General features: G+C 68.1%; 21 protein-coding genes, 1 tRNA gene and 1 riboswitch. Of the genes, 15 read left to right on the forward strand and 7 right to left on the reverse strand.

The window, feature by feature from the left end:
• Nucleotides 1–6: 6 nt before the first annotated feature.
• The gene (locus LR948_RS05820) at nt 7–1,845 is read left to right on the forward strand and encodes an ABC transporter ATP-binding protein/permease (RefSeq protein WP_232753036.1); all 1,839 of its coding nucleotides are present in this window, start codon (nt 7–9) and stop codon (nt 1,843–1,845) included.
• Nucleotides 1,845–2,186, forward strand: a complete 342-nt coding sequence (locus LR948_RS05825) for a hypothetical protein (RefSeq protein WP_232753037.1) — start codon at nt 1,845–1,847, stop codon at nt 2,184–2,186. The genes LR948_RS05820 and LR948_RS05825 overlap by 1 nt, the downstream gene beginning before the upstream one ends.
• A gap of 232 nt (nt 2,187–2,418) precedes the next feature.
• Here the strand turns inward: LR948_RS05825 and LR948_RS05830 are convergent, their stop codons facing one another.
• On the reverse strand, nt 2,419–3,192 hold the full coding sequence (locus tag LR948_RS05830) for a 3-hydroxybutyrate dehydrogenase (protein WP_232753038.1): 774 nt from the start codon (nt 3,190–3,192) through the stop codon (nt 2,419–2,421).
• Between the two features lie 305 nt (nt 3,193–3,497).
• Between LR948_RS05830 and LR948_RS05835 the strand changes: the two genes are divergently transcribed.
• A complete protein-coding gene (locus tag LR948_RS05835; protein ID WP_232753039.1) occupies nt 3,498–5,318 on the forward strand; it encodes an extracellular solute-binding protein in 1,821 nt (606 codons plus the stop codon).
• A 947-nt stretch (nt 5,319–6,265) separates the two neighbouring features.
• Here LR948_RS05835 and LR948_RS05840 read toward each other — a convergent pair.
• Complete coding sequence (locus tag LR948_RS05840; protein WP_232753040.1) at nt 6,266–6,889, reverse strand: helix-turn-helix domain-containing protein; 624 nt, start codon at nt 6,887–6,889, stop codon at nt 6,266–6,268.
• Between the two features lie 366 nt (nt 6,890–7,255).
• Between LR948_RS05840 and LR948_RS05845 the strand changes: the two genes are divergently transcribed.
• The 8 genes from LR948_RS05845 (at nt 7,256) to LR948_RS05880 (ending at nt 16,616) form a co-directional block, all read left to right on the forward strand.
• Nucleotides 7,256–7,903 carry a DsbA family protein gene (locus tag LR948_RS05845; protein ID WP_232753041.1) on the forward strand — a complete coding sequence of 216 codons (648 nt, stop codon included), beginning with the start codon at nt 7,256–7,258 and terminating at the stop codon, nt 7,901–7,903.
• A gap of 157 nt (nt 7,904–8,060) precedes the next feature.
• Nucleotides 8,061–9,275, forward strand: coding sequence for an NADP-dependent isocitrate dehydrogenase (locus LR948_RS05850; protein WP_232753042.1), 1,215 nt, complete (start codon nt 8,061–8,063; stop codon nt 9,273–9,275).
• A gap of 369 nt (nt 9,276–9,644) precedes the next feature.
• The gene (locus tag LR948_RS05855) at nt 9,645–10,265 is read left to right on the forward strand and encodes a YitT family protein (protein WP_232753043.1); all 621 of its coding nucleotides are present in this window, start codon (nt 9,645–9,647) and stop codon (nt 10,263–10,265) included.
• Between the two features lie 219 nt (nt 10,266–10,484).
• Nucleotides 10,485–10,593, forward strand: a riboswitch (TPP riboswitch).
• Nucleotides 10,585–11,196, forward strand: a complete 612-nt coding sequence (locus LR948_RS05860; protein WP_232753044.1) for a Ykof family thiamine-binding protein — start codon at nt 10,585–10,587, stop codon at nt 11,194–11,196. (Overlaps the previous riboswitch by 9 nt.)
• A gap of 72 nt (nt 11,197–11,268) precedes the next feature.
• A complete protein-coding gene (locus tag LR948_RS05865) occupies nt 11,269–12,036 on the forward strand; it encodes an ABC transporter permease (RefSeq protein ID WP_232753045.1) in 768 nt (255 codons plus the stop codon).
• Entirely contained in the window at nt 12,023–12,757 is a 735-nt protein-coding gene (locus tag LR948_RS05870) for an ABC transporter ATP-binding protein (protein WP_232753046.1), read from the forward strand. The genes LR948_RS05865 and LR948_RS05870 overlap by 14 nt, the downstream gene beginning before the upstream one ends.
• Before the next feature lie 4 nt (nt 12,758–12,761).
• Complete coding sequence (locus LR948_RS05875; RefSeq protein ID WP_232753047.1) at nt 12,762–13,736, forward strand: ABC transporter substrate-binding protein; 975 nt, start codon at nt 12,762–12,764, stop codon at nt 13,734–13,736.
• Between the two features lie 525 nt (nt 13,737–14,261).
• The gene (locus LR948_RS05880; protein ID WP_232753048.1) at nt 14,262–16,616 is read left to right on the forward strand and encodes a Tex family protein; all 2,355 of its coding nucleotides are present in this window, start codon (nt 14,262–14,264) and stop codon (nt 16,614–16,616) included.
• Between the two features lie 348 nt (nt 16,617–16,964).
• On the opposite strand, the gene LR948_RS05885 is transcribed toward LR948_RS05880, so the two are convergent.
• The 5 genes from LR948_RS05885 to pdxH form a co-directional block, all read right to left on the reverse strand.
• A complete protein-coding gene (locus tag LR948_RS05885; protein ID WP_232753049.1) occupies nt 16,965–20,627 on the reverse strand; it encodes a vitamin B12-dependent ribonucleotide reductase in 3,663 nt (1,220 codons plus the stop codon).
• 598 nt (nt 20,628–21,225) lie between these two features.
• Nucleotides 21,226–21,302, reverse strand: a tRNA-Pro gene (locus LR948_RS05890).
• 44 nt (nt 21,303–21,346) lie between these two features.
• Nucleotides 21,347–21,823: a DUF192 domain-containing protein gene (locus LR948_RS05895; RefSeq protein WP_232753050.1), complete on the reverse strand. Its 477-nt coding sequence runs from the start codon at nt 21,821–21,823 to the stop codon at nt 21,347–21,349.
• Nucleotides 21,799–22,323, reverse strand: coding sequence for a cold-shock protein (locus LR948_RS05900; RefSeq protein ID WP_232753051.1), 525 nt, complete (start codon nt 22,321–22,323; stop codon nt 21,799–21,801). Before LR948_RS05900 ends, LR948_RS05895 begins: the two co-directional genes overlap by 25 nt.
• A gap of 108 nt (nt 22,324–22,431) precedes the next feature.
• The gene (gene pdxH / locus LR948_RS05905; protein ID WP_370634875.1) at nt 22,432–23,067 is read right to left on the reverse strand and encodes a pyridoxamine 5'-phosphate oxidase; all 636 of its coding nucleotides are present in this window, start codon (nt 23,065–23,067) and stop codon (nt 22,432–22,434) included.
• Between the two features lie 90 nt (nt 23,068–23,157).
• Between pdxH and fabI the strand changes: the two genes are divergently transcribed.
• The 4 genes from fabI to LR948_RS05925 all read left to right on the forward strand — a co-directional run bounded on the left by fabI (nt 23,158) and on the right by LR948_RS05925 (nt 26,648).
• A complete protein-coding gene (gene fabI, locus LR948_RS05910) occupies nt 23,158–23,964 on the forward strand; it encodes an enoyl-ACP reductase FabI (protein ID WP_232753053.1) in 807 nt (268 codons plus the stop codon).
• Complete coding sequence (locus LR948_RS05915; protein WP_232753054.1) at nt 23,961–24,209, forward strand: hypothetical protein; 249 nt, start codon at nt 23,961–23,963, stop codon at nt 24,207–24,209. Before fabI ends, LR948_RS05915 begins: the two co-directional genes overlap by 4 nt.
• 9 nt (nt 24,210–24,218) lie before the next feature.
• A complete protein-coding gene (gene gpt, locus LR948_RS05920) occupies nt 24,219–24,722 on the forward strand; it encodes a xanthine phosphoribosyltransferase (RefSeq protein WP_232753055.1) in 504 nt (167 codons plus the stop codon).
• Between the two features lie 78 nt (nt 24,723–24,800).
• Nucleotides 24,801–26,648, forward strand: coding sequence for a peptidylprolyl isomerase (locus tag LR948_RS05925; RefSeq protein ID WP_232753056.1), 1,848 nt, complete (start codon nt 24,801–24,803; stop codon nt 26,646–26,648).
• Nucleotide 26,649 lies beyond the last annotated feature (1 nt).

A 26,649-nucleotide genomic window follows, 5' to 3' on the forward strand; every position in this document is an offset into this window, starting at 1 on the left:
GAGCCGATGCCCAGCGACGCCCGTGCCGAAGCCGGCCCCGAGGCCCGTCAGATCGCCCGCGAGGAACGCCGCTCGGGGCTGCGCACCATCCGCAAGGCGGCGCCGCATCTCTGGCCCGCCGACAAGCCCTGGGTGAAGCGCCGCGTCTCGGTGGCGCTGGGGCTCCTGGTGCTGGCCAAGCTGATCGCCGTGGTCACGCCCTTCTTCTACAAGGCCGCCGTCGACGCGCTCTCGAACGAGCCCAGTGCCGCCTGGACGCTCGGCGCGGGCGCGGTGGCGCTGACCGTGGCCTACGGCATGTCGCGGCTGCTCAACACCGGCTTCCAGCAACTCCGCGACGCGGTCTTCGCCAGGGTCGGGCAGAACGCGCTCAGAAAGCTCGCACTCGACACCTTCCGCCACATCCACGCGCTCTCGCTGCGCTATCACCTGACCCGGCGCACCGGCGGGCTCAGCCGGATCATCGAGCGCGGGGTCAAGGGCGTCGACTTCCTCTTGCGCTTCCTGGTCTTCTCCATCGGCCCGCTGATCCTCGAGCTGACGCTGGTCGGGCTGGTGCTGCTCTTCCTCTTCGACGTCTGGTACCTGGTGGTCGTGGCCGCCACCATCGGCGCCTATGTCTGGTTCACCTTCAAGGTGACCGAATGGCGGGTGAAGCTGCGCCGCCAGATGAACGACCAGGACACCGACGCCAACCAGAAGGCGATCGATTCGCTCCTGAACTACGAGACGGTGAAATACTTCGGCGCCGAGGACCGCGAGGCGCGGCGCTACGATGGCGCCATGGAGGGCTACGAGCGGGCCGCGGTGAAAACCGCCACCTCGCTGGCCTTCCTGAACTTCGGCCAGGCGCTGATCATCACCACCGGGCTGGTGCTGGTCATGGTCATGGCCGCACGGGGCGTCGCCGCGGGCGCCATGACCGTGGGCGATTTCGTCATGGTCAACGCCTATATGATCCAGATCATCACGCCTCTGAACTTCCTCGGCACGGTCTACCGCGAGATCCGCCAGGCGCTGGTCGACATGGGCGAGATGTTCGACCTGCTCGAACAGCCCGCCGATGTCTCCGAGGCCCCCGACGCGCGCCCCCTCGCGGTCAAGGGCGGCGCGGTCAGCTTCGAGGACGTGCGCTTTTCCTACGACGGCGACCGCGACATCCTGAAAGGCGTCTCGATCTCCGTCGGCGCGGGCGAAAGCGTGGCGCTGGTCGGGCCTTCGGGCTCGGGCAAATCCACCATCGGGCGGCTGCTCTTCCGCTTCTACGACGTGACCGGCGGGGCGATCCGCATCGACGGGCAGGACCTGCGCGATCTGACCCTCGACAGCCTGCACGGCGCCATCGGCGTGGTCCCCCAGGACACGGTGCTCTTCAACGACACGATCCGCTACAACATCGCCTACGGCCGCGAGGAAGCCAGCGAGGCCGAGGTGATCGAGGCCGCCCGCGCCGCGCAGATCCACGACTTCATCCTCTCCCTGCCCGAGGGCTACGACACCCAGGTCGGCGAACGCGGGCTGAAGCTCTCGGGCGGCGAGAAACAGCGCGTCGGCATCGCCCGGACGCTCCTGAAGAACCCGCCGATCCTGCTTCTGGACGAGGCCACCTCGGCGCTCGACACCGACACCGAGGCGGGCATCCAGGGCGCGCTCGCCCGCGCCGGCGAGGGCCGCACCGTGCTGACCATCGCGCACAGGCTCTCGACCATCGCCGATGCCGACCGGATCGTGGTCCTGCAGGACGGCCAGGTGATCGAGGAAGGCAGCCATGCCGCGCTCCTCGATGAGGGCGGGCGTTACGCCCAGCTCTGGCACCGCCAGCAGGCCGAGGACGACGCCGCCTGATGGCGCGCAAGGGACACCCGGAAACCCCGGATGGCCGCTATTTCGTCGCCAAATCGCGGCTCTGGCGCAAAACCAACCCCGGCCTCGACGCGGCGACCCGCCGCGCGGAAGTCAAATCCCTGATGCAGGCCCGCCGCGCCGTGGGCCAGGCGCAAACCCCCGAGGCAGAGACCGAGGCCCGCGCCGCCGTCGATGCCGCCAAACGCGCGCTCGGCGAACGCGGCCCGGTCTGGTGGCAGGACGGCGCCCCCGACGAAGGCGGCAAACACCCGCAGAACTCCAGCTACGCAAGCTGGTGGCAGACCCTCCCGCCCGAGGCCCGCGCCGCCGGCGAAAGCTGACGCCTCCACCCTCACAGCGCCTGGGCGCAGCCCCTCAAGAAGCGCCACCCCTTGAGGCATGGCCGGGCCCAAAATACTCCCGGAGCGCGAGGGCAGCGCCCTCGCCCGCGGGCCGATCGGCACGATCGGCCTGCCAGAGAAGACGGCCCCGCCACTTGGGCGGGGCCGACCTTCAAATCAGCGACCAGTCACCAACCAACCCACCGGCAAACCCTCACCGGCACACCCATATTCACAAGGCCGTCCAGCCCCCGTCGACCGAGATCGTCGTCCCGGTGATCTGGTCCGCCGCCGGCGAGCAGAGGAACACCGCCGTGCCGCCGATCTGGTCGACCGTGGCGAACTCCTTCGAGGGCTGGCGGTCGAGGATGACCTTCTCGGTCACCTCCTCCTCGGTCATGTCGTATTTCTTCGCGGTGTCGGGGATCTGCGCCTCGACCAGCGGCGTGCGCACGTAGCCCGGGCAGATCGCATTGGCGGTGATCGGCTCGCGCGCGGTCTCGAGCGCGACGGTCTTGGTCATGCCCACCACCCCGTGTTTGGCCGCGATATAGGCGGATTTGTAGGGCGAGGCGGTCAGCCCGTGCGCCGAGGCGACGTTGACCACCCGGCCCCAGCCCGCCTTGCGCATCAGGGGCAGCGCCGCGGCGGTGCAATGGAAGGCCGAGGACATGTTGATCGCGATGATCGCGTCCCATTTCTCGACCGGGAACTCGTCGATCGGCGCGACATGCTGGATGCCGGCGTTGTTGACCAGGATGTCGCAGGCCCCGGCCTCCTCGATCAGCCGGCGGCAGTCCTCGCCCTTCGACATGTCGGCCGAGATGTAGCGCGCGGTGACGCCGAACTCGGCGCCGATCTCCTCGGCCAGCTTGTGGTCCTCGTCCCGATCGGTGAAGGAGTTCAGCACCACGTCGGCGCCGGCGCCCGCCAGCGCCCGCGCGACGCCCAGCCCGATGCCGGAATTGGAGCCGGTGATGACGGCGGTCTTGCCCTTGAGGTTCATCTGGTAGGTCTCTCCTGCTCTCTCGCGGCGCCGGGCGTCCCGGCGCGATGCTGCAACTGCGAGACTATCACCCGAGACCGGGGGCGGCTTCCACCCGCCGGGGAAGCGCGCGACCAAAAAAAAACGCCGGCACGAGGCCGGCGTTCAGTTATTGAGGCAGGTTTCATACAGGCAAGAAACCTATCGAGCAGTGCCTTAGTGATAAGCGAGAATGACCTGACTGCCAAGCTAAAAGTTTGATAACCCTCCGGCCCCCCGTTACTTTTGCATCACAAGCACGCGGGCAGAAAAGGACCGGGCAGATCATGGCAGCACTTCACTTCCACAATTTCGCCCGGGGCGCGGCGCTGGCGCTTCTCGCCGGGCTGGCCGGGCCGGCCTTTGCCGAGCCGCAGCATGGCATCGCTATGTATGGCGATCCCGCGCTCCCACCGGATTTTGTGGCCCTGCCCTATGCCAACCCCGAGGCGCCCCAGGGCGGGCGCATCATCACCGCCGAGGTCGGCAGCTTCGACAGCCTCAACCCGCATATCCTCAAGGGCTCCACCCCCTGGGCGCTGCGCTTCCTGGCCTACGAGAGCCTGATGGGGCGGAACTGGAACGAACCCTTCTCGCTCTACGGTCTGCTGGCCGAATCGATCGAGGTGCCCGAGGACCGCTCCTGGGTCGAATTCACCCTGCGCGAGGAGGCCGCCTTCTCGGACGGCAGCCCGGTCACCGTCGAGGATGTCATGTGGTCCTACGAGACCCTCGGCACCGAGGGCCACCCGCGCTACCGCGGCGCCTGGGCCAAGGTCGAGACCATGGAGCAGACCGGCCCGCGCTCGCTGCGCTTCACCTTCAACGTCGAGGACCGCGAGCTGCCTCTGATCCTCGGGCTGCGCCCGATCCTGAAGAAGGCGCAATGGGCGGAGGCGGAGTTCACCGAATCGGGGCTCGACACCATCCCGCTCGGCACCGCGCCCTATGTGGTCTCGGATTTCGAGGCCGGACGGCATGTCACCCTGACCCGCAACCGCGACTACTGGGGCGACGATCTGCCCTTCATGAACGGCCAGGCCAATCTCGACGAGATCCGCATGGAGTTCTTCGGCGACGCCCAGGCGATGTTCGAGGCGCTGAAGGGCGGCATCATCAACTCTCACCGCGAGACCAACGCCGACAAATGGGAGACGCAATACGACTTCCCCGCCGTCGAGCGCGGCGAGATCGTGAAATCGGTGATCCCGCACCAGCGCCCCTCGGGCATGATCGGCTTCGTGATGAACACCCGCCGCGACCAGTTCGACGACTGGCGGGTGCGCTCGGCCATGCTGCATGCCTTCAACTTCGAGTTCATCAACGACGCCATGACCGGCGGCCGGCAGGAGCGCATCACCTCCTATTTCTCGAACTCGATCCTGGGCATGACCCCGGGGCCCGCCGAGGGCCGGGTGCGGGAGTATCTCGAACCCTATGCGGATGAGCTGCTGCCCGGCGCGCTCGAGGGCTACGAGCTGCCCAAGGGCGACGGCTCGGCGCGCAACCGCGGCAATATCCGCAAGGCCATCGGGCTCATGGAAGAGGCCGGCTATACCATCGAGGACGGCGTGATGACCGGCCCCGACGGCCAGCCCTTCAGCTTCGAGATCCTGCTCGCCCAGGGCAGCCAGGAGAACCAGGCGGTGATCGACATCTACGTCCAGGCGCTCGAGCGCATGGGCATCACGCCGAAGATCACCGCCATCGACCCCGCCCAGCACACCGAGCGGCTCAATGCCTTCGACTTCGACATGGCCTATTACCAGCGCGGCCTGTCGCTCTCGCCCGGCAACGAGCAGAAGCTCTATTTCGGCGCCGAGGCGGCCGACCAGGAGGGCTCGCGCAACCTCATGGGCGTGAAGAGCGCCGCGGTCGACGGGCTGATCGACGAGATGCTGAACGCCGGCTCGACCGATGATTTCATCGCCGCGACCCAGGCGCTCGACCGGGTGCTGACGACGGGGCGCTACGTGATCCCGGTCTACCAGTGGAACGTCAGCCGCATCGCCCATGCCAAGGAGCTGAGCTACCCCGAGACGGTGCCGATCTACGGCGACTGGTTCACCTGGCAGACCGACGTCTGGTGGTGGGACGAGAGCAAGTGAGCCTGCCGCCGGGGGTGATCCCGCGGAGGGTGAGAGCGTGGCGCGCCGGGCCGGCCTGGGAGGGGTGGCCCGGCGTGGTTCGTTTGGGGGGTGCGCGCGGGTGCGGCGGCGGCGTAATTCGACGCGCCGGAACATCATTCTCGGGGACGCTGACGCCTAACCTTGCGGGTGGGCGCCGAATTACCGAGAGTCCGGTGTTCCATACCGTGTCATCCAGAGACGCCTTCGGTGCAACAGACCACAGGTCACCGCCAAGCCCCCTCACACCCCGCACCAACAGAGGGCGCGCGCCGGACCGGGGGCCGGCGCTGCTGACCTCCGAGCGAGGCGCTTAATCCCAGCAAGGTCAGGACTAGAGGCAAACTAGGCGCGCCATCCCAAGGAGCGCCGGCCCAAGGGGCCGGTCCGGCGCGCGCCCGGCACCTTCGGTGCTATTCGGGCGCAAGGAGGTGCGCGGGGTGATTGGGTTCGGGAGACCTTAGAGGGCATGGGCGGTAAGGCGCGGTGCCGGGGCGTGGCGCCGGCCCCCCTCACAACTCGCACCAACAGAGGGCGCGCGCCGGGCCGGGGGCCGGCGCTGCCGACATCCGAGCAATGAGATTTATCTCGCAAGGTCAGGACTAACGGCGAACTAAGCACGCCACACCAAGGAGCGCCGGCCCATCGGGCCGGTCCGGCGCGCGCCCGGCACCTTCGGTGCTATTCGGGCGCAAGGAGGCGCGTGGGGTGATTGGGTTCGGGAGACCTCGGAGGGCATGGGCGGTAAGGCGCGATGCCGGAGCCTGCGAGCCCGCTTATTGTCTCAAAAAAGGCAGCATTTCCTTGGCTCTCAGGGTTTGGCCGGTGATCTGGATCAGTCACCCGATTACGCGCCTCCGTAGCCCCGGTGGGCCGCATCACCGACGGCAACGCTCCACCCGAACAACCCCGGCGCCCGCCCCCCCGCCTCACGCCAGCGCCGTCACCCAAAGGATCGTCGCATCGTCCTCGGAGACCGAGATCACGTTGTGCCCCATGGTCGCGTCGTAATAGGCGCTGTCGCCCCGGCGCATCTCGATCGGCTCGTAGAACTCGGTGTAAAGCCGGATCACCCCGGTCAGCACGTAGAGGAACTCTTCCCCGTCGTGGCGCACCCAGCCGTCGAACTCCTCCATGGAGCGCGCCCGGATCCGCGCCTGGTAAGGCAGCATGGCCTTCTTGGTCAGCCCCTCGGCCAGCAGCACGTGCTCGTAGGTGGCCGTCGCCTGCGCCAGCCCCTGCCCGGCCTTGGCGCTCACCAGCCGGCCGTTGATCTGGTCGCGCTTCGGCGGCGTGAAGAGCTGCGGCACCGAGATCTGCAACCCCGTCGCCAGCTTCTTCAGCGCGTCGTAGGTCGGCGACATCTGCCCGTTCTCGATCTTCGAGAGCGTCGACCGCGCGAGCCCCGCCTGCCGGGCCGCCTGTTCCAGCGTCCAGTCGCGGGCCTTGCGCAGCTCGCGCACCCGCTCGCCAAGGTTCAGCGGCTCGCCGAAGGCATCGGCGCCGTTCTCCCGGGCGATCCGGATCAGGGTCCTGGGGTCTCTGTCGGACATGACAAGGCTTCTATGGCGGCCACGGGAGGCTTGCAAGCGCGGCCGCATATCGCCTAGGGGCGCTCTATGCTGGCGATCCGTGACACCTGCGCGCCCGGCGCGACGTCGATGCCTGTCCCCGGCCAAGCCGAGGCCCCTGCTCCCTGCATGGCCGCAGCACCGCGGCGGCCGCGGTGCTGCGGCCCCGCACCCGCGCCAAAACGGCCCGCGCCCAAAGCGTCACCACGCCACCCCAAACCCACCACCCCGCCGCCCAATCCCGGCACAAACCTTGTGCCCGCGGCCCCGGGGCCCATCTAATCGTCAAACCCCACGCCTGAAACGCGCGGGCCCGAGGGCCTGCCCGATCCCCCGAAAGGAGCCCTTTTGGCCAAGCTCGACATCTTCTCCGATCCGATCTGCCCCTGGTGCTACATCGGCAAGGCCTTTCTCGACCGCGCGCTCGAGGCCAACCACGACCACCCCTTCGAGATCGCCTGGCACCCCTTCCAGCTGAACCCCGACATGCCCGCCGAGGGCATGGACCGCCGCGCCTATCTCGAAGGCAAGTTCGGCGGCGAGGAAGGCGCGGTCCAGGCCTATATGCCGGTCGTCGAACGCGCCAAGGACGCCGGGCTCGACATCGACTTCGAGGCCATCGAGCGCACGCCCAACACGCTGGACGCGCATCGGCTGATCCACTGGGCCGGCATCGAGGGCCGCCAGACCGCGGCGGTCTCGGCGCTGTTCCGGGCCTATTTCAAGGAAGGCCGCGACATCGGCGCCCATGACGTGCTGGCCGATATCGCCGACCAGATCGAGATGGACGCCGCGGTGATCCACCGGCTCCTGGCCAGCGAGGCCGACCGCGAGGAGATCCAGAACCGCGACAAGGCCGCGCGCGACATGGGGCTGAGCTCGGTGCCGACCTTCATCGTCGCGGGCCGCCACGCGGTGCCCGGCGCGCAGCCGCCGGAGCTCTGGGAAAAGGTCATCAGCGAGATCAAGTCCGGGGCGCTCGACGCCGCCGAGTGAGCCTCGGCGCATCGGGCGGTCGCCCCGCCCGTCGCCCAACCTTGTCTCTACGAATTTCGGTATACCGCCGCATACAACACTTCCCGTAGCGCCCGCGATGCGCTAGGGGAGGCCCCAGGCGATTCAGGCCCCACACCCGGCCCAGCGGAGCGAACCCATGTCCAAGATCAAGGTAGAGAACCCCATCGTCGAGATGGATGGCGACGAGATGACCCGCATCATGTGGGCCTTCATCAAGGACAAGCTGATCACGCCCTACCTCGACCTCGACCTGCTCTATTACGACCTCGGCATCGAGGAACGCGACCGCACCGAGGACCAGGTGACCGTCGAGGCCGCCGAGAAGACCAAGGAGGTCGGCTGCGCGGTCAAATGCGCCACGATCACCCCCGACGAGGCCCGGGTCGAGGAGTTCGGCCTGAAGAAGATGTGGCGCTCGCCCAACGGAACGATCCGCAACATCCTCGGCGGCGTGGTCTTCCGCGCGCCGATCATCTGCCGCAACGTGCCGCGCCTCGTGCCGGGCTGGACCCAGCCCATCGTGATCGGCCGCCACGCCTTCGGCGACCAGTATCGCGCCACCGACTTCAAGTTCCCCGGCAAGGGCAAGCTCTCGATGAAATTCGTGGGCGAGGACGGCACGGTGATCGAGGAAGAGGTCTACGACGCCCCCGACGCCGGGGTCTTCATGGGCATGTACAACCTCGACGCCTCGATCCGCGACTTCGCGCGCGCCTCGCTGAACTACGGGCTGAACCTCGGCTGGCCGGTCTACCTCTCGACCAAGAACACCATCCTGAAGCAATACGACGGCCGCTTCATGGAGATCTTCCAGGAGGTCTATGAAGCCGAGTTCCGCGAGGCCTTCGAGGCCAAGGGCATCGAGTACCAGCACCGCCTGATCGACGACATGGTGGCCTGCGCGATGAAGTGGAACGGCGGCTTTGTCTGGGCAACCAAGAACTACGACGGCGACGTGCAGTCCGACACCGTGGCGCAGGGCTTCGGCTCGCTGGGGCTGATGACCTCGCAGCTGATGACGCCCGACGGCCAGATCGTCGAGGCCGAGGCCGCCCATGGCACCGTCACCCGCCACTACCGCCAGCACCAGGCGGGCGAGCAGACCTCGACCAACTCGATCGCCTCGATCTACGCCTGGACCGGCGGGCTGAAGCACCGCGCCAAGCTCGACGGCAACGCCGCGCTGCAGACCTTCGCCGAGACGCTGGAGCGGGTCGTGGTCGAGACCGTCGAGGCCGGCCATATGACCAAGGACCTGGCGCTGCTCGTCGGCCCCGACCAGGGCTGGCTGACCACCATGGGCTTCCTCGAGAAGGTCGACGAGAACCTGAACAATGCGCTGACGCTCTGAGGCTGTGACGCGCGGCACCCCGGGCCGGAGGTCGGGCCGGGGTGGCGTGGTGCGTGTGGTTTAAGGGCGTGCTGAGGGGCACCTCGGTGTGAGTTGTGGGGCGTCCGGCTGTCGGGCGCTGTGATGGCTCTGGTGGCTGTGAGCGCGGCGCTTGCGCGGTGTCCCGAGGGAGCACCGAAGCCCGCGCTTTCACCGTCCCTGAGAGCCGCCCCTCTCCGCCAAAACCCAAGCGCCCGCCCTGCCCGGCTCCGCCGCACGCGCCCCGCACCGCCCAATTTCCGGGCGAATGCTGCGGCGCAGCGACGCGGGACCCCGGGGAATTGCCCCCGGGCCCTTGCCTTCTGAGCCCCGAGGCCCAGAACAGCGCCTATGATCCTGCTCGAGACACCCCCCGCCGACCGGCACACGCTGGCCGAAGACATCCAGGGCATGATGATCGGCTGCACGCTGGTCGCGCTCTCGATCCAGTTCCTGCGCGCCTCGGAGCTGATCACCGGCCAGATCGCCGGCCTTGCGCTGGTGGTCTCCTATCCGACCGGCTGGTCCTTCGGCATGGTCTTCTTCGTGCTGAACCTGCCCTTCTACGTGCTGGCGATCCGCAAGATGGGCTGGATCTTCACGGTGAAGAACTTCATCGCGGTGACCACCATGTCGGTCATGGCCGACCTGATGCCGCTGGTGCTGACAATCGAGCCGCTGCACCCGGCGGTCGGCGCGAGCCTCTTCGGGCTCTGCGCGGGCATGGGGCTTCTGGGGCTCTTCCGCCACGGCGCGACGCTGGGCGGCGTGGGCATCGTGGCGCTCTGGCTGCAGGACCGGCGCGGCATCCCGGCAGGCAACACGCAGCTCGCCTTCGACCTTTGCGTCTTCACGCTGGCGATCTTCCTCTTCTCCTACGCCCAGGTGCTCTGGTCGCTCCTCGGCGCGGTGATCCTGAACGCGATCATCACCATCAACCACCGCCGCGACCGCTACATCGCCCGCTCCTGAGCGGGCCGCGCGGGGGATTTTTCCTCCCCGAGGGGTGAGAATTTTTTTGAAGCGCGTGGGGCCGAAGGCGCTCCGCGCGCTTCATTCTTTGCGCGAATTATGAACCGCAAATAACTGAAATAAATACCTTTTATGCGACACCTCATCCACCACAGAGCCACGCAATCCCGCGCCCAAAATCCACGCATTGACACCGGCGCGCTGCCGTCCCAACCTGCCGCCCACAACCAGGGGTGCCCCGACGAGGGGCTGAGATGCGCGGGTCCCGCGCGAACCCTTCAAAGCTGATCTGGGTCATGCCAGCGGAGCGAGGTACAGCATGTTCATAGGCGCGCAGGTGTCGCTTTATCCGATGACGTCCGATTTCGTCGGCGTCATCGAAACCGGGCTCGAGGGCCTGTCCCCCTATCGCGAGAAACTGAGGATCGAGACCGACGACATGTCGACGCTCATGGTCGGCGCGCCGGAGCCGCTCCTCGATGCGATCCGCGATCTTTTTGCCGCCGCCGCGCGCCGGCCGGAACATGTGACCATGCATGTCACCCTCTCGCGCGGCTGCCCCGGAGAGCCCGACGACCCCAGTTGCCGCTGCGAGACGCTGACCGAGGCGCAGCACTTGCCGCTCGCCACCCGACAGACCCGCGCCCTGGAGGCCGTCGCCGCGGCGCCCGAGACCGGGGTCACCATCGACGTGCAGTTCTCGCTCTACGTGCTGGGCCAGGACGGCCATATGGACGAGATCTACGGCTGCATCGACTTTCTGAAGTCCTCGGGCACCTTCCTGAAGGCCAAGAACTTCTGCACCCGGCTCCGGGGCGACGCGGGCGCGGTCTTCGAGACGCTGCGCCAGGCTTTCCTGCGCTTCGGCCCGGCCGAGGGGCATGTGACCATCGACCTCACCGCCTCGGCCAATTCGCCCAGCCTGAGCTGATCCGCGCCGCATAAGCCCCCGGGCCCCGTCGCGGGCCCCGGGAGGCCCTGCCGCGCGGCCCGGAGGTCGCCCATGTCGCTTGTCCACCGCATCGCCCCGGCGCTGTTCTGCGCCGCGCTCCTGCTTCTCGGCTGGGAGGTTTATTGCACCCGCGCCGGGGTCTCGCCCTTGGTGCTGCCGCCGCCGAGCGGGGTCCTGCGCGCGCTGCAGGTCGAACGCGCCGAGATCCTGCGCCACGCGCAGAGCACGCTGACCGTGGCGGCCTTGGGCTTCATCCTCTCGGTGAGCTTCGCCTTCCTGACCTCCGTCGCGCTTTATTTCACACCGCTCCTGCGGCGCGGGCTCATGCCGCTTCTGGTGGCGAGCCAGACCGTGCCGCTGGTGGCGCTGGCGCCCCTGATGATCCTCTGGTTCGGCTTCGGGCTCCTGCCCAAGGTGCTGCTGGTCATCCTGGTGACCTTCTTCCCGATCCTGGTGAGCCTTCTTTCGGGCTATCGCGCCGCCCCCCGGCCCTTCACCGAGCTTCTGACCGCCATGGGCGCGGGCCGGCTCTCGGTCTTCCGCCGGGGGATCCTGCCCGCCGCCCGGCCCAGCTTTTTCGCCGGGCTCCGCATCTCGGCGACCTATGCCATCGTGGCGACGATCTTCGCGGAATACGCAGGCGCCCGCAGCGGCATCGGGATCTACATCCTGACCGCCAAGAACACCTTCCGCGCCGACCTGGTGCTGGCCGGCGTTGTGGTCTCGGCCTGCCTGACGCTGATGCTTCTGGGCACGCTGGCGGGGATCGACCGGCTGACCGCGCGGCGCTTCCGGGAGGCCCCGCATGCTGCGCATTGAGGGTCTGACGATCACCGCAGGCACCGCGCCCCTGGTCGAGGGTCTGGGCGTCGATCTGCCCGAGGGCCAGCTCTGTTGCCTGATCGGCCCCTCGGGCTGCGGCAAGACCTCGGTCATCAAGTGGCTCGCGGGCATCCTGCCGCCGGGGCTTGGCGCCCAAGGCCGGGTCACCCGCGACGGCGCGCCCATGGCGCGGCCCGATCCGGCGCTGGCCTATCAGCCGCAGGCCGATGCGCTCTTTCCCTGGCTGACCGTAGCCGAGAACGCCGGGCTCGGCCTCGAGATCGCGGGCCGGAGCCGCCGCGCCGCCCGCGCAGCCGTGGCACCGCTTTTCGCGCCCTTCGGGCTTGCCGGGACCGAGGATCTCTTTCCCGGCCAGCTCTCGGGCGGGATGCGCCAGCGCGCGGCCTTCCTGCGCACCATCGTGCAGGACAGCCGCTACGTGCTTCTCGACGAACCCTTCTCGGCGCTCGACGCGGTGACCCGGCTGCGCATGCAGGACTGGCTCTGCGCGCGGCTCGCCGAGACGCCGCGCGGCGTGCTCATGGTCACCCATGACCTGCACGAGTCCACCCAGATGGCCGACCGCATCCTCGTCATGTCGGCCCGGCCCGGCCGGATTGTCGCCGACATCCCCCTGACCACCCCGCGCGCCGCGCGCAGCGAGGCTGCCCTGGCCGAGACGCGCATGACGCTGAAATCCCTGCTATTGGAGGACTGACCCCATGATCCGATCCCTGATGACCAGCGCGCTTCTGGCCCTGCCCGCGAGCGCCAGCGCCGAAGACCTGAGCATCGCGCTCGACTGGACGCTCAACACCAACCACGTCGGCCTGATCGCCGCCCGCGACCGGGGCCTTTACGAGGCCGCGGGCCTCGAGGTCGAGATCCTGCCTTATTCCGACACCAGCTCGACCGCGCTTCTGGCCGCGGGGGTGGCGGATTTTGCCTATATGACCTCGCTCGGGTTCATGAGCGCGCGGGCCTCGGGCGCCGGGATCACCGCGCTCTGGGCGACCATGCAGCAGGAGACCGGGCGGCTGGTCTACAACAGCGACAACCGCGAGATTTCCACGCCCGCCGATCTTGAGGGCAAGACCTACGCGGGCTTCGGCAGCGCCTGGGAGGACGCGCTGATCTCGACCATGATCGAACACGACGGCGGCACGGCGGAGTATGACACGGTGACGCTTGGCACCGGCGCCTACGAGGCGCTGGCCACGGGTGCGGTGGATTTCACCCTCGAAGTCGCCACCTGGGAAGGCGTGAACAGCGAGCTTCTGGGCCGCGATCAGTCGTCCTTTGCCTATGCCGATTACGGTATCCCCGAGCAGCAGGGCGGCTATATCGGCACGCGGTCGGACTATCTGGCCGAGGCGCCCGCGCTGGTGGCACGCTTCATGCGCGCGACGCAGGAGGGTTATGCCTGGGCGGCGCGGCACCCCGAGGAGGCGGCGGAGCTGCTCCTGGCGGCGGGCGATTTCCCCAACCCCGCGCTGGTGCGGGGCTCCATGCAGGCCATCGTCGCGGGAGACTACCTGACCGACGGAGAGACCCCGGTGGGGTCGATCGACCGCGAGCGGTTCTCGGGCATGGCGCAGTTTCTCTACCAGAGCGGGGTGCTGAAGGACGGCTCGGGCGAGGTCTTGGGCTGGCCCGGGGATGTGTCGGGCTGGGTGGACCAGGGGTGGATGGAATAGTGAGGGGGGTGGCCCCGCGCTCAGGCGGCGATGCGCGTTGCTGGTAACCGCTCCGACGCGGCGGTGCTCGGACGGCGGTAGGCTATGGTTCGTCGCCGGTTCGGTCGCCCCTTTTGCCACGGTCCGACCAGCGCTTGCCTTCCTGTCTCACGCAGCCCGTGCCACCACCCACGTCGCAACCCCTCACAGCAGAGGGCGCGCGCCGGACCGGGGGCCTGCGCTGCTGACTGCTGAGCGAGGCGCTTTATCCATGCAAGGTCAGGACTAGGGTTGATCTATGCACGCCACCACAAGGAGCGCCGGCCCATCGGGCCGGTCCGGCGCGCGCCCGGCACCTTCGGTGCTATTCGGGCGCAAGAGGGTGCGGGGTGGAGAGCGGGGGGTCGCAACCCCAACGGATCGGCGTCGCGCTGCCACCCACACACCCTCCCCCTCAGCCCCATCCCGCCGCCGCCTCGGCTTCGCTCTTTCGCCACGCTCGCGCGGCCAGTAAGGAGAGCGGACCACGACAACACGAGGGGTTCCATGGATCGCGCCACCCGCATCAACACCACGATCGGCTCGGATATCGGCGCCAGCGCGGCGCAGGTCGCAGCGGCGGTGAAACTCTTGGACGAAGGCGCCACGGTGCCCTTCGTGGCGCGCTACCGCAAGGAGGCCACGGGCGGGCTCGACGACACCCAGCTGCGGCGGCTCGCCGACCGGCTGGGCTACCTGCGCGAGATGGACGAGCGCCGCGACGCCATCGTGAAATCCATCCGCGAGCAGGACAAGCTGACCGAGGAGCTCTCGCGCGCGATCGCCAAGGCCGAGACCAAGGCCGAGCTCGAGGACATCTACCTGCCCTACAAGCCCAAGCGCCGCACCAAGGCGATGATCGCGCGGGAAAACGGGCTGGAACCCTTGCGCGACGCGATCCTCGCCAACCGCGGCACCCCGCCCGAGACCCTGGCCGAGGGCTATCTCTCCGAGGCCGTGCCGAGCGTGAAGGAGGCGCTCGCCGGGGCCCGCGACATCATCGCCGAGGAGCTGGCGGAAAACGCGGGCCTCGTGGGCGACCTGCGCGGCTTCCTGCAGAAAGAGGCGCTGGTCAGTGCCAAGGTGGTCAAGGGCCAGGAAGAGGCTGGCGCCAAGTTCTCGGATTATTTCGACCATGCCGAGCCCTGGGCACGGGTGCCCTCGCACCGGGCGCTGGCGATGATGCGCGCCTGGAAGGAAGGCGTCGTGCAGCTCGAGATCGGCCCCGAGCCCGAGACCGGCCAGCCGCGCTGCGAGGCGATGATCGCCGCGCGGCTCGACCTCAAGGGCGGCGGGCCGGGCGACGCTTGGCTGCGCGAGGTGGCGGCCTGGGTCTGGCGGGTGAAGCTCTCCTCGACGATGATGCTGGACCTCATGGCCGAGCTGCGCGCCCGCGCCCACGAGGAGGCCATCGCGGTCTTCGCCCGCAACCTGCGCGACCTCCTGCTGGCCGCGCCCGCGGGCGCCCGACCGACGCTGGGGCTCGACCCGGGCATCCGCACCGGGGTCAAGGCGGCGGTGGTCGACGCCACGGGCAAGCTGGTGGCGACCGAGACGCTTTATCCCTTCCAGCCGAAACGCGACATGCGGGGCGCCCAGGCGGCGATCCTCGACATGATCGCGCGGCACGGCATCCAGCTCATCGCCATCGGCAACGGCACCGCCTCGCGGGAGACCGAGAAGATGGTCGCCGACACGCTGGCGATGCTGCCGCGCGACGTGCAGAAGCCCACCAAGGTGGTGGTCAGCGAGGCCGGCGCTTCGGTCTATTCCGCCTCGGAGCTTGCGGCGCGGGAGTTTCCCGATCTCGACGTCTCGCTGCGTGGCGCGGTCTCCATCGCGCGGCGGCTGCAGGATCCCCTGGCCGAACTGGTGAAGATCGAGCCCAAGAGCATCGGCGTCGGCCAGTATCAGCACGACGTCGACCAGCACCGGCTGGCGCGCTCGCTGGCCGCCGTGGTCGAGGACGCGGTGAACGCGGTGGGCGTCGATCTCAACACCGCCTCGGCGCCGCTTCTGGCGCATGTCTCGGGGCTGGGCCCCGGGCTCGCCGAGGCCATCGTCGCCCATCGCGACAGCCATGGCGCCTTTGCCGCGCGCAAGGACCTGCTGAAGGTGACGCGGCTCGGGCCTCGCGCCTTCGAGCAATGCGCGGGCTTCCTGCGCATCCGCGACGGCGGCGAGCCGCTCGACGCCTCGGCGGTGCACCCGGAAGCCTATGACCTTGCCCGCCGGATCGTCGCCGCCTGCGGCCGCGACCTGCGCGCGATCCAGTCCGACCCGAAGGCGCTGCAGGCGCTGTCGCCCGAGGAGTTCGCCGACGACCGCTTCGGCCTGCCGACGGTGCGCGACATCCTCTCGGAGCTGGAAAAGCCCGGCCGCGACCCGCGCCCCTCGTTCAAGACCGCGACCTTCGCCGAGGGCGTGGAAGAGATCACCGACCTCAAGCCCGGGATGCGGCTCGAGGGCACGGTGACCAACGTCGCGGCCTTCGGGGCCTTCGTCGATGTGGGCGTGCACCAGGACGGGCTGGTGCATGTCAGCCAGCTCGCCGACCGCTTCGTGAAGGACCCCCACGAGGTGGTGAAGGCCGGCGACGTGGTGCAGGTCCGGGTGACCGAGGTCGACGTGCCGCGCAAGCGCATCGGGCTCTCGATGCGCAAGGACGGCGGCGCCTCGGCGCGCGAGGACCGCACCGCCCGCGAGGCGCAGCGTCCCGGTGGCGGCAAGCCTGGGCCCGGCAAGGGCAAGGGCGCGCGCGGTCCCAAGGGCGGCGGCAAATCCGGCGGCCAGCCGCGCGGCGGGTCGGATCAGACCGGTTCGCTGGGTGCGGCGCTGATGGATGCGATGAAGAAGCGCTGAGGCTTGGCCGGGCGGCGTGACGCGGCGCCGCCCGGTGGGTCTCCCGGGCAGCGGCGCGCTTCATGTATTGCGCGAGAAAGCACCCTTAACGCGTTGATTTTGAATTATTAGCCAAAGAATCGCGCTCTCACCGCGCTCTTCTTTGGCCTCTTATTCGGCCCTTCCAAAGCGACCGCTCCGCGCCAACCCGGGCGCTCCATTCCACATCCCAACCCACGAAAAAAGGGCCCCCGCGGGGGCCCTGTTCAGTCGTGCCGGTCGGGCTCACTCTTGGTCACCGCCCAAAGTTCTCTGCCTGCGGCCCGGCCGGGGTCCGAGGGCAGGGTCACCCGCCCCCGGAGAGTATGATCAGCTACAGCCCGAGGTGCCGCCGCAGGTGTTGCACTTCATGCAGGTGCCGTTGCGGACCAGCGTGTAGTTGCCGCATTCGCCGCAGGGATCGCCCTCGAAGCCCTGCATCCGGGCCTTGGTCGAGGCGTCGATCTGCCCCGCGCCTTCGCTGCGGCTCGCGACCGTGGTCGCCCCGCCGGTCTCGGGCGCCAGCGTCGCCAAGGCCGCCGAGCGGCCCTCGGGTGCGGCGAAGCCCATGGGCTGGCCGCCACCCTGCAGCACCACCAGTTCCTGCGGCACCCGCTTGCGCAGGTAGCCGGTGGAGCTGATCTGCTTCAGCACCTCGAGCGATTTCGACGCGGCGCTTTCGGTCACCTCCTGGATGTTCGAGGCGCTCTCGGCCTCGCCGCGGCCAATGTCGTCGAAGGTCGCGCCCTCGGGCTTCACATGCGCCAGGTCCGTGCGGTCGAGATAGGAGACCGCCAGTTCCCGGAAGATGTAGTCGAGGATCGAGGTCGCGTTCTTGATCGAGTCGTTGCCCTGCACCATGCCCGCGGGCTCGAACTTGGTGAAGGTGAAGGCGTCGACGAACTCCTCGAGCGGCACCCCGTATTGCAGGCCGACCGAGACCGCGATGGCGAAGTTGTTCATCATCGCCCGGAAGCCCGCGCCTTCCTTGTGCATGTCGATGAAGATCTCGCCCAGCGAGCCGTCGGAATATTCGCCTGTCCGCAGGTAGACCTTGTGGCCGCCGACAACCGCCTTCTGGGTGTAACCCTTGCGGCGCTCGGGCATCTTCTCCCGCGCGGCGGCGCGTTCGACCTCCTTGACGATGATCTTCTCGACCACCTTCTCGGCCAGGACCGCGGCCTTCTCGTGGGTCGAGCCGGTCTCGAGCACCTCGGCGGCCTCGTCGTCGTCCTCGACCAGGGCGGCGGCCAGCGGCTGGCTCAGTTTCGAGCCGTCGCGATAAAGCGCATTGGCCTTCACCCCCAGCGACCAGCTCAGCTCATAGGCTTTCTGGCAATCCTCGATGGTGGCGTCATTGGGCATGTTGATCGTCTTGGAGATCGCGCCCGAAATGAAGCTCTGCGCGGCGGCCATCATGCGGATGTGGCTTTCCACGCCGAGGTAGCGTTTGCCCTTCTTGCCGCAGGGGTTGGCGCAGTCGAAGACCGGGTAATGCTCTTCCTTGAGGTGCGGCGCGCCCTCGAGGGTCATGGTGCCGCAGACGTGGTCGTTGGCGGCCTCGATCTCGGCCTTGGAGAAGCCGAGGTGGCGCAGCAGGTCGAAGGAGGGATCGTTGAGCTTCTCGGCCGGGATGCCCAGGACCTCGCGGCAGAACTCCTCGCCCAGGGTCCACTGGTTGAAGACGAAGCGGATGTCGAAGGCCGAGGCCAGCGCGCCGTCGATCTTCTCGAGCTGGGCCGGGCCGAAGCCGTGACCCACCAGCGAGGTGTGGTTGATGCCCGGCGCGTTGCCGATGGAGCCATGGCCCACCGCATAGGCCACGATCTCCTCGATCTGGGCCGAGCTATAGCCAAGCTTCTCCAGCGCGCCCGGGACCGAGCGGTTGATGATCTTGAAGTAGCCGCCGCCGGCGAGCTTCTTGAACTTCACCAGGGCGAAGTCGGGCTCGATGCCGGTGGTGTCGCAGTCCATCACCAGGCCGATCGTGCCCGTCGGCGCGATCACCGTGGACTGGGCGTTGCGGTAGCCGTGCTGCTCACCGAGCTTCAGCGCGTCGTCCCAGGCCTTCATCGCCAGGTCCACCAGCGCCCCGTCGGGGCAGTTGCCGTGATCGAGCGGCACCGGCTTGACCGCCAGCTCCTCGTATCCGGTGGTCGCGCCGTAAGCGGCGTTGCGGTGGTTGCGCATGACCCGCAGCATGTGGGCCTTGTTGCGCTCGTAGCCCGAGAAGGCGCCCAGCTCGCCCGCGATCTCGGCCGAGGTCGCGTAGGAGACGCCGGTCATCAGCGCGGTCAGCGCGCCACAGAGCGCGCGGCCCTCGTGGCTGTCGTAGCTGAAGCCCATGTTCATCAGGAGCCCGCCGATATTGGCATAGCCCAGGCCCAGCGTGCGGAAGTCGTAGGAGAGCTGCGCGATCTCCTTCGAGGGGAACTGCGCCATGGTCACCGAGATTTCCAGCGTCAGCGTCCAGAGCCGGGTGGCGTGCATGTAGGTCTCGGCGTCGAACTTGCCGTCCTTCAGGAAGGTCAGCAGGTTCATCGAGGCCAGGTTGCAGGCCGTGTCGTCGAGGAACATGTATTCCGAACAGGGGTTCGAGCCGCGGATCGCGCCGTCCTCTGGGCAGGTGTGCCAGGCGTTCACGGTGTCATGGAACTGGATGCCGGGATCGGCGCAGGCCCAGGCCGCATGGCCCACCTGCTCCCAGAGCTCGCGCGCCGAGACGGTCTTGGCGACCTTGCCGTCGGTGCGGTTCACCAGCTCCCAGGGCTTGTCCTCGCGGACCGCCTCGAGGAAGGCGTCGGTGACCCGGATCGAGTTGTTCGAGTTCTGGCCCGAGACGCTGGCATAGGCCTCGCTGTCCCAATCCGTGTTGTAGGTCGGGAACTCGATCGAGGCATAGCCCTGCTTGGCGTAATCCAGCACGCGCTTGACGTAGGTCTCGGGGATCTGCGCGCGCTTGGCCGCCCGCACGGCGGTCTTCAGCGCGATGTTCACCGCGGGGTCATAGGCCCCGTCCTCGGAGCCGTCGAACTCGCGGATGGCGGCGAAGATGCCGTTCAGCATCTGCTCGTGCATCTTCGAGCCCGCGACGATGGAGGCCACCTTCTGCTCCTCGCGGACCTTCCAGTTGATGAACTCCTCGATGTCCGGGTGATCCGCGTCGCAGATCACCATCTTGGCGGCGCGTCGGGTCGTTCCGCCCGACTTGATTGCGCCCGCCGCCCGGTCGCCGATCTTCAGGAAGCCCATCAGACCGGACGAACGGCCCCCGCCCGACAGGGGTTCGCCCTCAGCCCGAAGGCTGGAGAAATTGGTGCCGGTGCCCGAACCGTATTTGAACAGCCGCGCCTCGCGGATCCAGAGATCCATGATCCCGCCTTCCTGCACCAGGTCGTCCGAGACCGACTGGATGAAGCAGGCATGGGGCTGCGGGTGCTCGTAAGCCGACTTCGACTTGGTGAGCTTTCCGGTCTTGTAATCCACGTAGTAGTGGCCCTGGCCGGGGCCGTCGATGCCATAGGCCCAGTGCAGGCCGGTGTTGAACCACTGGGGCGAGTTCGGCGCCGCGGTCTGGCTGGCGAGCATGTGGCGCATCTCGTCGTAATAGGCGCGGGCGTCTTCCTCGGTGGTGAAGTAGCCGCCCTTCCAACCCCAGTAGGCCCAGGCGCCGGCGAGCCGGTCGAAGACCTGCTTGGAGGAGGTCTCGCCCTGCCGCTCGGTGGTCTTGGCCGCCGGCTCGGAGCGCCACAGGAACTCGGGCACGTCCTTCTCGGGGACGCGCTTGAGCTCGACCGGGACGCCGGCCTTGCGGAAGTATTTCTGCGCGATCACGTCCGAGGCGACCTGGCTCCACTTGGCCGGCACCTCGACGTCGTCGAGGCGGAAGACGATCTTGCCGTCCGGGTTGCGGATCTCGGATGCGGTGGTCACGAAGTCGATGCCGGCATAGGCATCCTGACCGGCCTTGGTGTAGCGACGTTCGATTTTCATGTTCTGCCTCGTCTCGCGTAATGCCCCATCTCGTCCGGCCCGCGCGGGAGCACACAGAACCTCAGCGCGCGCCGAAGCGGCGTTCCGGGCGCGCGCCGCGCGCCCCGCTGGTATTGCTGATCTTGCCCCTGCGACGGCCCACTAAATCTTGTGGGTTCTGAGCCGGTAGACACCACACTACGTTGGCTGCTCTTCGGGTCAATCAAATTTTTGACGAAGGGCATCTATATTTTGTGTTGACCGAGAGGGGTCACCACAACGGGCGGCGTGGCCTCTCGATTCATCCACAATGGGCCCGCGCCCTCATCCGCTGGTTTTTGGGGTTATCCGTCGGGTTATCCACCTGCCCCCGGGGCCTGTGGACAAGGGCGAAAAACATGGGGAAAACTGGTGCAGGCGCGCGACATTTGCGGATGCGCCCGCGCCCGGCGGGCCCGTCTTTCGACCCTGCCCGCGAATCGCGCAGGCCCGCGAAGGCAGCGGGCCCCATATCTAGGGGGTGCCGCGCGGATAGGCCCCCTGCCCCAAAATCTGGCACATTGCGAAGGGCCCGGCGCCCGAGCGGCCCGAGAAACGGGGACTCATAATTTACCGGAAGTGGTCGGGGCGGCGAGATTCGAACTCACGACCTTCTGTACCCAAAACAGACGCGCTACCAGGCTGCGCTACGCCCCGAACGGCGCCTGCCTACCCGCAGGCGCGAAGATTGAAAAGAGAGATTATCCCGCGCAGGACCAGGCCGCGCCGGAGATCGCGGGATGGCGCATCTCGCTGCCCGGCGCGATGCCGAGCCGCGCCGCGAGCCCGCCGTTGATCTCGAGCACATATTGCGTGTCGGGCGTGCCGGGGATCGCGGTCTCGTCATGCGGCACGGCATTTGCGTGCACCTTCTGCACCACGCCCCGGGCATCGGCGAAGATCAGGTCGAGCGGGATCAGCGTATTGCGCATCCAGAAGGCGACGGGCTGGGGATTGTCGTAGACGAAGAGCATGCCGGCGAAACGGTCCATCTCCTCGACATGCATGAGCCCCTGCGCGCGTTCGGCGGCGTCATCGGCCACCTCGACCCGGAAGCTCGCCGCGCCGAAATCGCCGCGCAGCGCCAGACGGTCCTCGCGGCAGGTCTCGGCCTGGGCCGCACCGGCCCAAAGCGCCGAGACCGTCAGAAGGGTTAAAGAGACAATGCGCTTTCCCACGCGGCGATCTCCGTTGCCATGCGGCCGCGCTTGCCCTCGACCACCCTGAGGCCGATGGCCTCTCCGGGTTGCAGGTCGGCCAGCCCCGAGCGGCGCAGCACCTCGATGTGAATGAAGACGTCCTCGGGCCGGCCGAAGACATTGGCGAAGCCGAAGCCCTTGTTCTTGTCGAACCATTTCACCCGCCCGGGCTCGAGCGGCGCGGCGCGCAGTTCCTCGGGGTCCATGCCTTCGAAATCGGCAAGCGGCGGCCCCTCGGTTTCCGCAGGCGGTTCGATGTCATGCACGGTGATCGCCTGAAATCCGCGCGGCGTTTCCTGGATGGTGATGTCGACAAGCGCGCCGTCGGCGACGGAGGATTGGCCGAAATTCCGCAATACATTCGCATGAAGCAATATGTCGCGATCATCGTTATCGATGACGACGAATCCGAATCCCTTGCCGGGATCGAACCATTTGACCTTGCCGCGAACCCGTCGGCCTACATCAGCGGTCGCCATCTTGAATCTCTTTTTTGTCAGCGTTGCCGCCGAGTTGCGGCGGAGCATGGCGTTTAGATTAACACTACCCCCTCTGCAACCATCCATGTAACGCGAAATGGGTCAAGGTTAAGGCGAAAGCCGCTCTACATTCCACGTTAAATCGATTGCATCGCGTCTCCACACAAAACGGTCGTGCAGTCGGAAAGCCCCGTCGGCCCAGAACTCGATTTCCAGAGGGCGAATCCGAAATCCACCCCAGAATGGCGGACGCGGCGGATTATTGCCATAACGCGCAGTGACGCGGGCCACCTCGGCCATGAGCGCCGAGCGGCTCGACAGCGGCCGCGACTGCTCGGAGGCCCAGGCCCCCATGCGGCTCTTCAGCGAGCGCGAGGCGAAATATTCGTCGGCCTTCTCGCCTTCCTCGCGTTCGGTCAGCCCGCGCACGCGGATCTGCCGGCGCAGCGACTTCCAGTGCATCACGAAGGCGGCCTTGCCGGCCTGTTCGATCTCCTGGGCCTTGGCGCTGCCGTAGTTGGTGTAGAAGACGAAGGCGTCCGCCTCGATCTCCTTCAAGAGGACCATGCGGGCGTTGGGCAGCCCCTGGGCATCCACGGTGGAGAGCGCGATGGCATTGGGGTCGTTGACCTCATGGTCCTCGGCCTCGGCCAGCCACTCCCGTGCAATCGCGAAGGGATCCTCGCCCGCGAATTTTCCCGTTCTGTCACTCATCGCCTGATCCTTTCGTGGGCGGAAGGCCACGCGGGCGAGATCCCGCGCGTCGCTGCCCTTGATGGTCCCTGCCCCATAACCTAAAGGACAGCGAAACAGATGTCGGGTTGGAGAGGGGCGATGTCAAACGGACTTATGGCAGGCAAACGCGGCCTAATCATGGGGCTCGCAAACGACAAATCCATCGCCTGGGGCATCGCGAAGGCCTGCGCGAACGCCGGGGCGGAGCTTGCGTTCTCCTATCAGGGCGAGTCGCTGAAGAAGCGCGTGGGGCCCCTGGCCGAGAGCCTCGGCTCTTCGATCGTGCTGCCCTGCGACGTGGGCGACGAGGCCTCGATCGACGGGCTCTTCGAGGGGCTGGCGCAGGAATGGGACCAGCTGGATTTCATCGTCCATGCGATCGGCTATTCCGACAAGACCCAGCTGCGGGGCCGCTACGTCGACACCACGCGGGACAATTTCGCAATGTCCATGGACATTTCGGTCTATTCCTTCACCGCCGTCATGCAGCGCGCGGCGCGGATGATGACGCAAGGCGGCTCGGCCGTGACGCTGACCTATTACGGCGCCGAGCGGGTCATGCCGCATTACAACGTCATGGGTGTCGCCAAGGCCGCGCTCGAGGCCTCCGTGCGCTACCTGGCCGAGGACCTCGGCAAGGACGGTATCCGCGTCAACGCGCTCTCGGCCGGGCCGATCCGCACGCTCGCGGCCTCGGGCATCGGCGACTTCCGCTACATCATGAAGTGGAACGAGCTGAACTCCCCGCTGCGGCGCAATGTCACCACCGATGACGTGGGCAATTCCGCCCTCTACCTGCTGTCCGACCTCGGCGCGGGCGTCACCGGCGAGACCCATCACGTCGACGCCGGCTACCACGTCGTCGGCATGAAGGCGGTCGACGCCCCGGATATCGAGAAGACGTGACGGAGATGGGCTGGCCCCACCTCCTCGCGTTCACCCTCACGCTTCCGGCCGCCATGGCGGCGCCTGTTCCGGCGCGCATCCCCCTCAACCATCTCGCAGTTGACCTTGTGGTCCGCGCGGTCCTGGCCGCCCTTTGGGCGACGCCAGCGGCCCGCGCGGGCCATCTGCGCCTCAAGCCCGCGCGCGACCGCGCCACCGGCGCCGTCCCGGGCGCGCCCGGCCTGCGACTGCTCTTCGACCGATAGGAGACCAAGATGTCCGACCGTCTGCCCCACGAAAAAGGATTTCACGTCAGCTGGGACCAGCTGCACCGCGACGCCCGCGCGCTGGCCTGGCGGCTGCAGGGCAATGAGCCCGAGGGCGGCTGGCGCGCCGTCGTGGCGATCACCCGCGGCGGCATGGCCCCCGCGATGATCGTCTCGCGCGAGCTCGACATCCGCACCGTCGATACGATCAGCGTGAAAAGCTACAACCACCAGACCCAGGCCGCGCCGCAGATCATCAAGAGCCCCGACGCCGAGGTGGTGGGCGACGGCACCGGCGTCTTGATCGTCGACGACCTCGTCGACACCGGCAAGACGCTCGAGGTGGTGCGCGAGGCCATGCCCAAGGCGCATGTCGCCACAGTCTACGCCAAGCCCAAGGGCCGGCCCATGGTCGATACCTTCATCACCGAGGTCAGCCAGGACACCTGGATCTTCTTCCCCTGGGACATGGCGCTGCAATACGTCAAACCCTACCACGGCACCGACGACTGAGGGCCGCGCCCTTGCGGGCTGTGACCCCCGCGTCTAGACAGCCGAACAGCTAGTTTTCACGACCAACCGGAGGGCCCGATGGCACTCAAGGCCGGCCGCCTGTCCAAAGTCTTCGTCTGGATCCTGATGGGTCTTCTCCTGGTGGGCCTCGCCGGGTTCGGAGCCACCAATCTCTCGGGCACCGCGCGGTCCGTGGGCGCCGTCGGCGACCAGGATATCGGCGTCGACGCCTATGCCCGCGCCATGCAGCAGGAGCTGCGCGCGCTTCAGGCCGAACGCGGCGGCGCGGTGAGCTTCGCCGAGGCCCAGCAGATGGGGCTCGACACCCGCGTCCTGAGCCAGCTGGTACTGACCCGAGCGCTCGACTGGGAGGCCGAGCGTGTCGGCATCTCGGTGGATGACGACCTGGTGGCCAACGAGCTGGCGCAGATCGGCTCCTTCCAGGGCCCCGACGGCCAGTTCAACCGCGAGTCCTACCGCTTCGCGCTGGAGAACGCCGGTCTGACCGAGGGCGAGTTCGAAGAGGACTTGCGCGACGAGGTCTCCCGCACCGTGCTGCAGGCGGGCGTGTTGACCGGGCTCGACATGCCCACGGCCTATGCCGACACCATCGTGGCCTTCGCCGGCGAGCGGCGCGACCTGAGCTACGCGGTGCTGACCGGCGCCGACCTCGCGACCGGCATCCCCGCCCCGAGCGAGGACGAGCTGCGCGCCTTCTACGAGGCGAACATCGACGATTACACCCGCCCCGAGACCAAGCGCGTGACCTATGCCTGGGTGACCCCCGAGATGCTGCTCGACAGCGTCGAGGTTCCCGAGGAGACCCTGCGCGAGGCCTACGAGGAGCAATCCGACCGCTTCAACATGCCCGAGCGCCGGCTGGTCGAACGGCTGGTCTTCTCGGACGAGGCCGCCGCCGAAGAGGCCGCAGGGCGCATCTCCGCGGGCGAGACCAGCTTCGAGGAGGTGGTCGAGGCACGCGGCCTGGCGCTGGCCGACGCCGATCTGGGCGAAGTGACCCGCCGCGACCTGGGCGAGGCCGCCGAGCCGGTCTTCACCGCCGAGACCGGCAGCGTCGTGGGCCCGGCGCCCTCGCCGCTTGGCCCCGCGCTTTTCCGCGTCAACGCCGAGCTGGCCGCCGTCGAGACGCCCTTTGAGGAAGCCGTGCCGATGCTGCGCGACACGCTGGTCCTCGACCGCGCGCGCCGGGTGATCGAGTCGCAGGCCGAGAGCTACGACAACGAGCTGGCCGGGGGCGCCACCCTCGAGGAGCTGACCCAGGGCAGCGAGATGCAGCTTGGCCAGATCGACTGGACGCCCCGCACCGACGAGGAGATCGCCGCCTATCCCGCCTTCAACGCCGCCGTGCGCGGTGCCGAGCCGGGCGACTACCCCGAGATCGCCGAACTGGGTGACGGCGGCGTCTTCGCGCTGCGCGTCGACGGCATCGACGAGCCCGCGCCGATCCCCTTCGAGGAGGTGCAGAACGCCGTCGAGACCGCCTGGGAAGAGGCCCAGGTGACCGAGGGCCTCGAGGCGCTCGCCGAGGATCACGTCGCGGCGCTTGCCGATGGCGCGAGCTTCGAGGAGCTGGGCCTGAACGCCCGCGAGCTGACCGCGCTCGACCGCAACGCGCGGCGCGACGCCCTGCCCCGCGGCGCGATCCAGGCGGCCTTCGAGACCGAGGAAGGCGGCGCCACCTACGCGAGCGGCGCGGGCCGGGTCGCGGTCCTGCGCACCGACCGGGTGCTGCCCGCCGACATGCAGGACGAGGACGCCAACCGGCTGCGCCAGCGGCTGAACCAGCAGGCCCAGGGCGCGCTGGCCGAAGACCTCTTCCGCGCGCTCTCGGCTGACATCCAGTCCCGCGCCGGGGTCACGATCAACCGCGACACGCTGAACGCGGTCAATTCCAACCTGCAGTAAG

Source organism: Roseivivax sp. GX 12232 (genome assembly GCF_021272185.1).
Classification (GTDB): Bacteria; Pseudomonadota; Alphaproteobacteria; order Rhodobacterales; family Rhodobacteraceae; genus Roseivivax.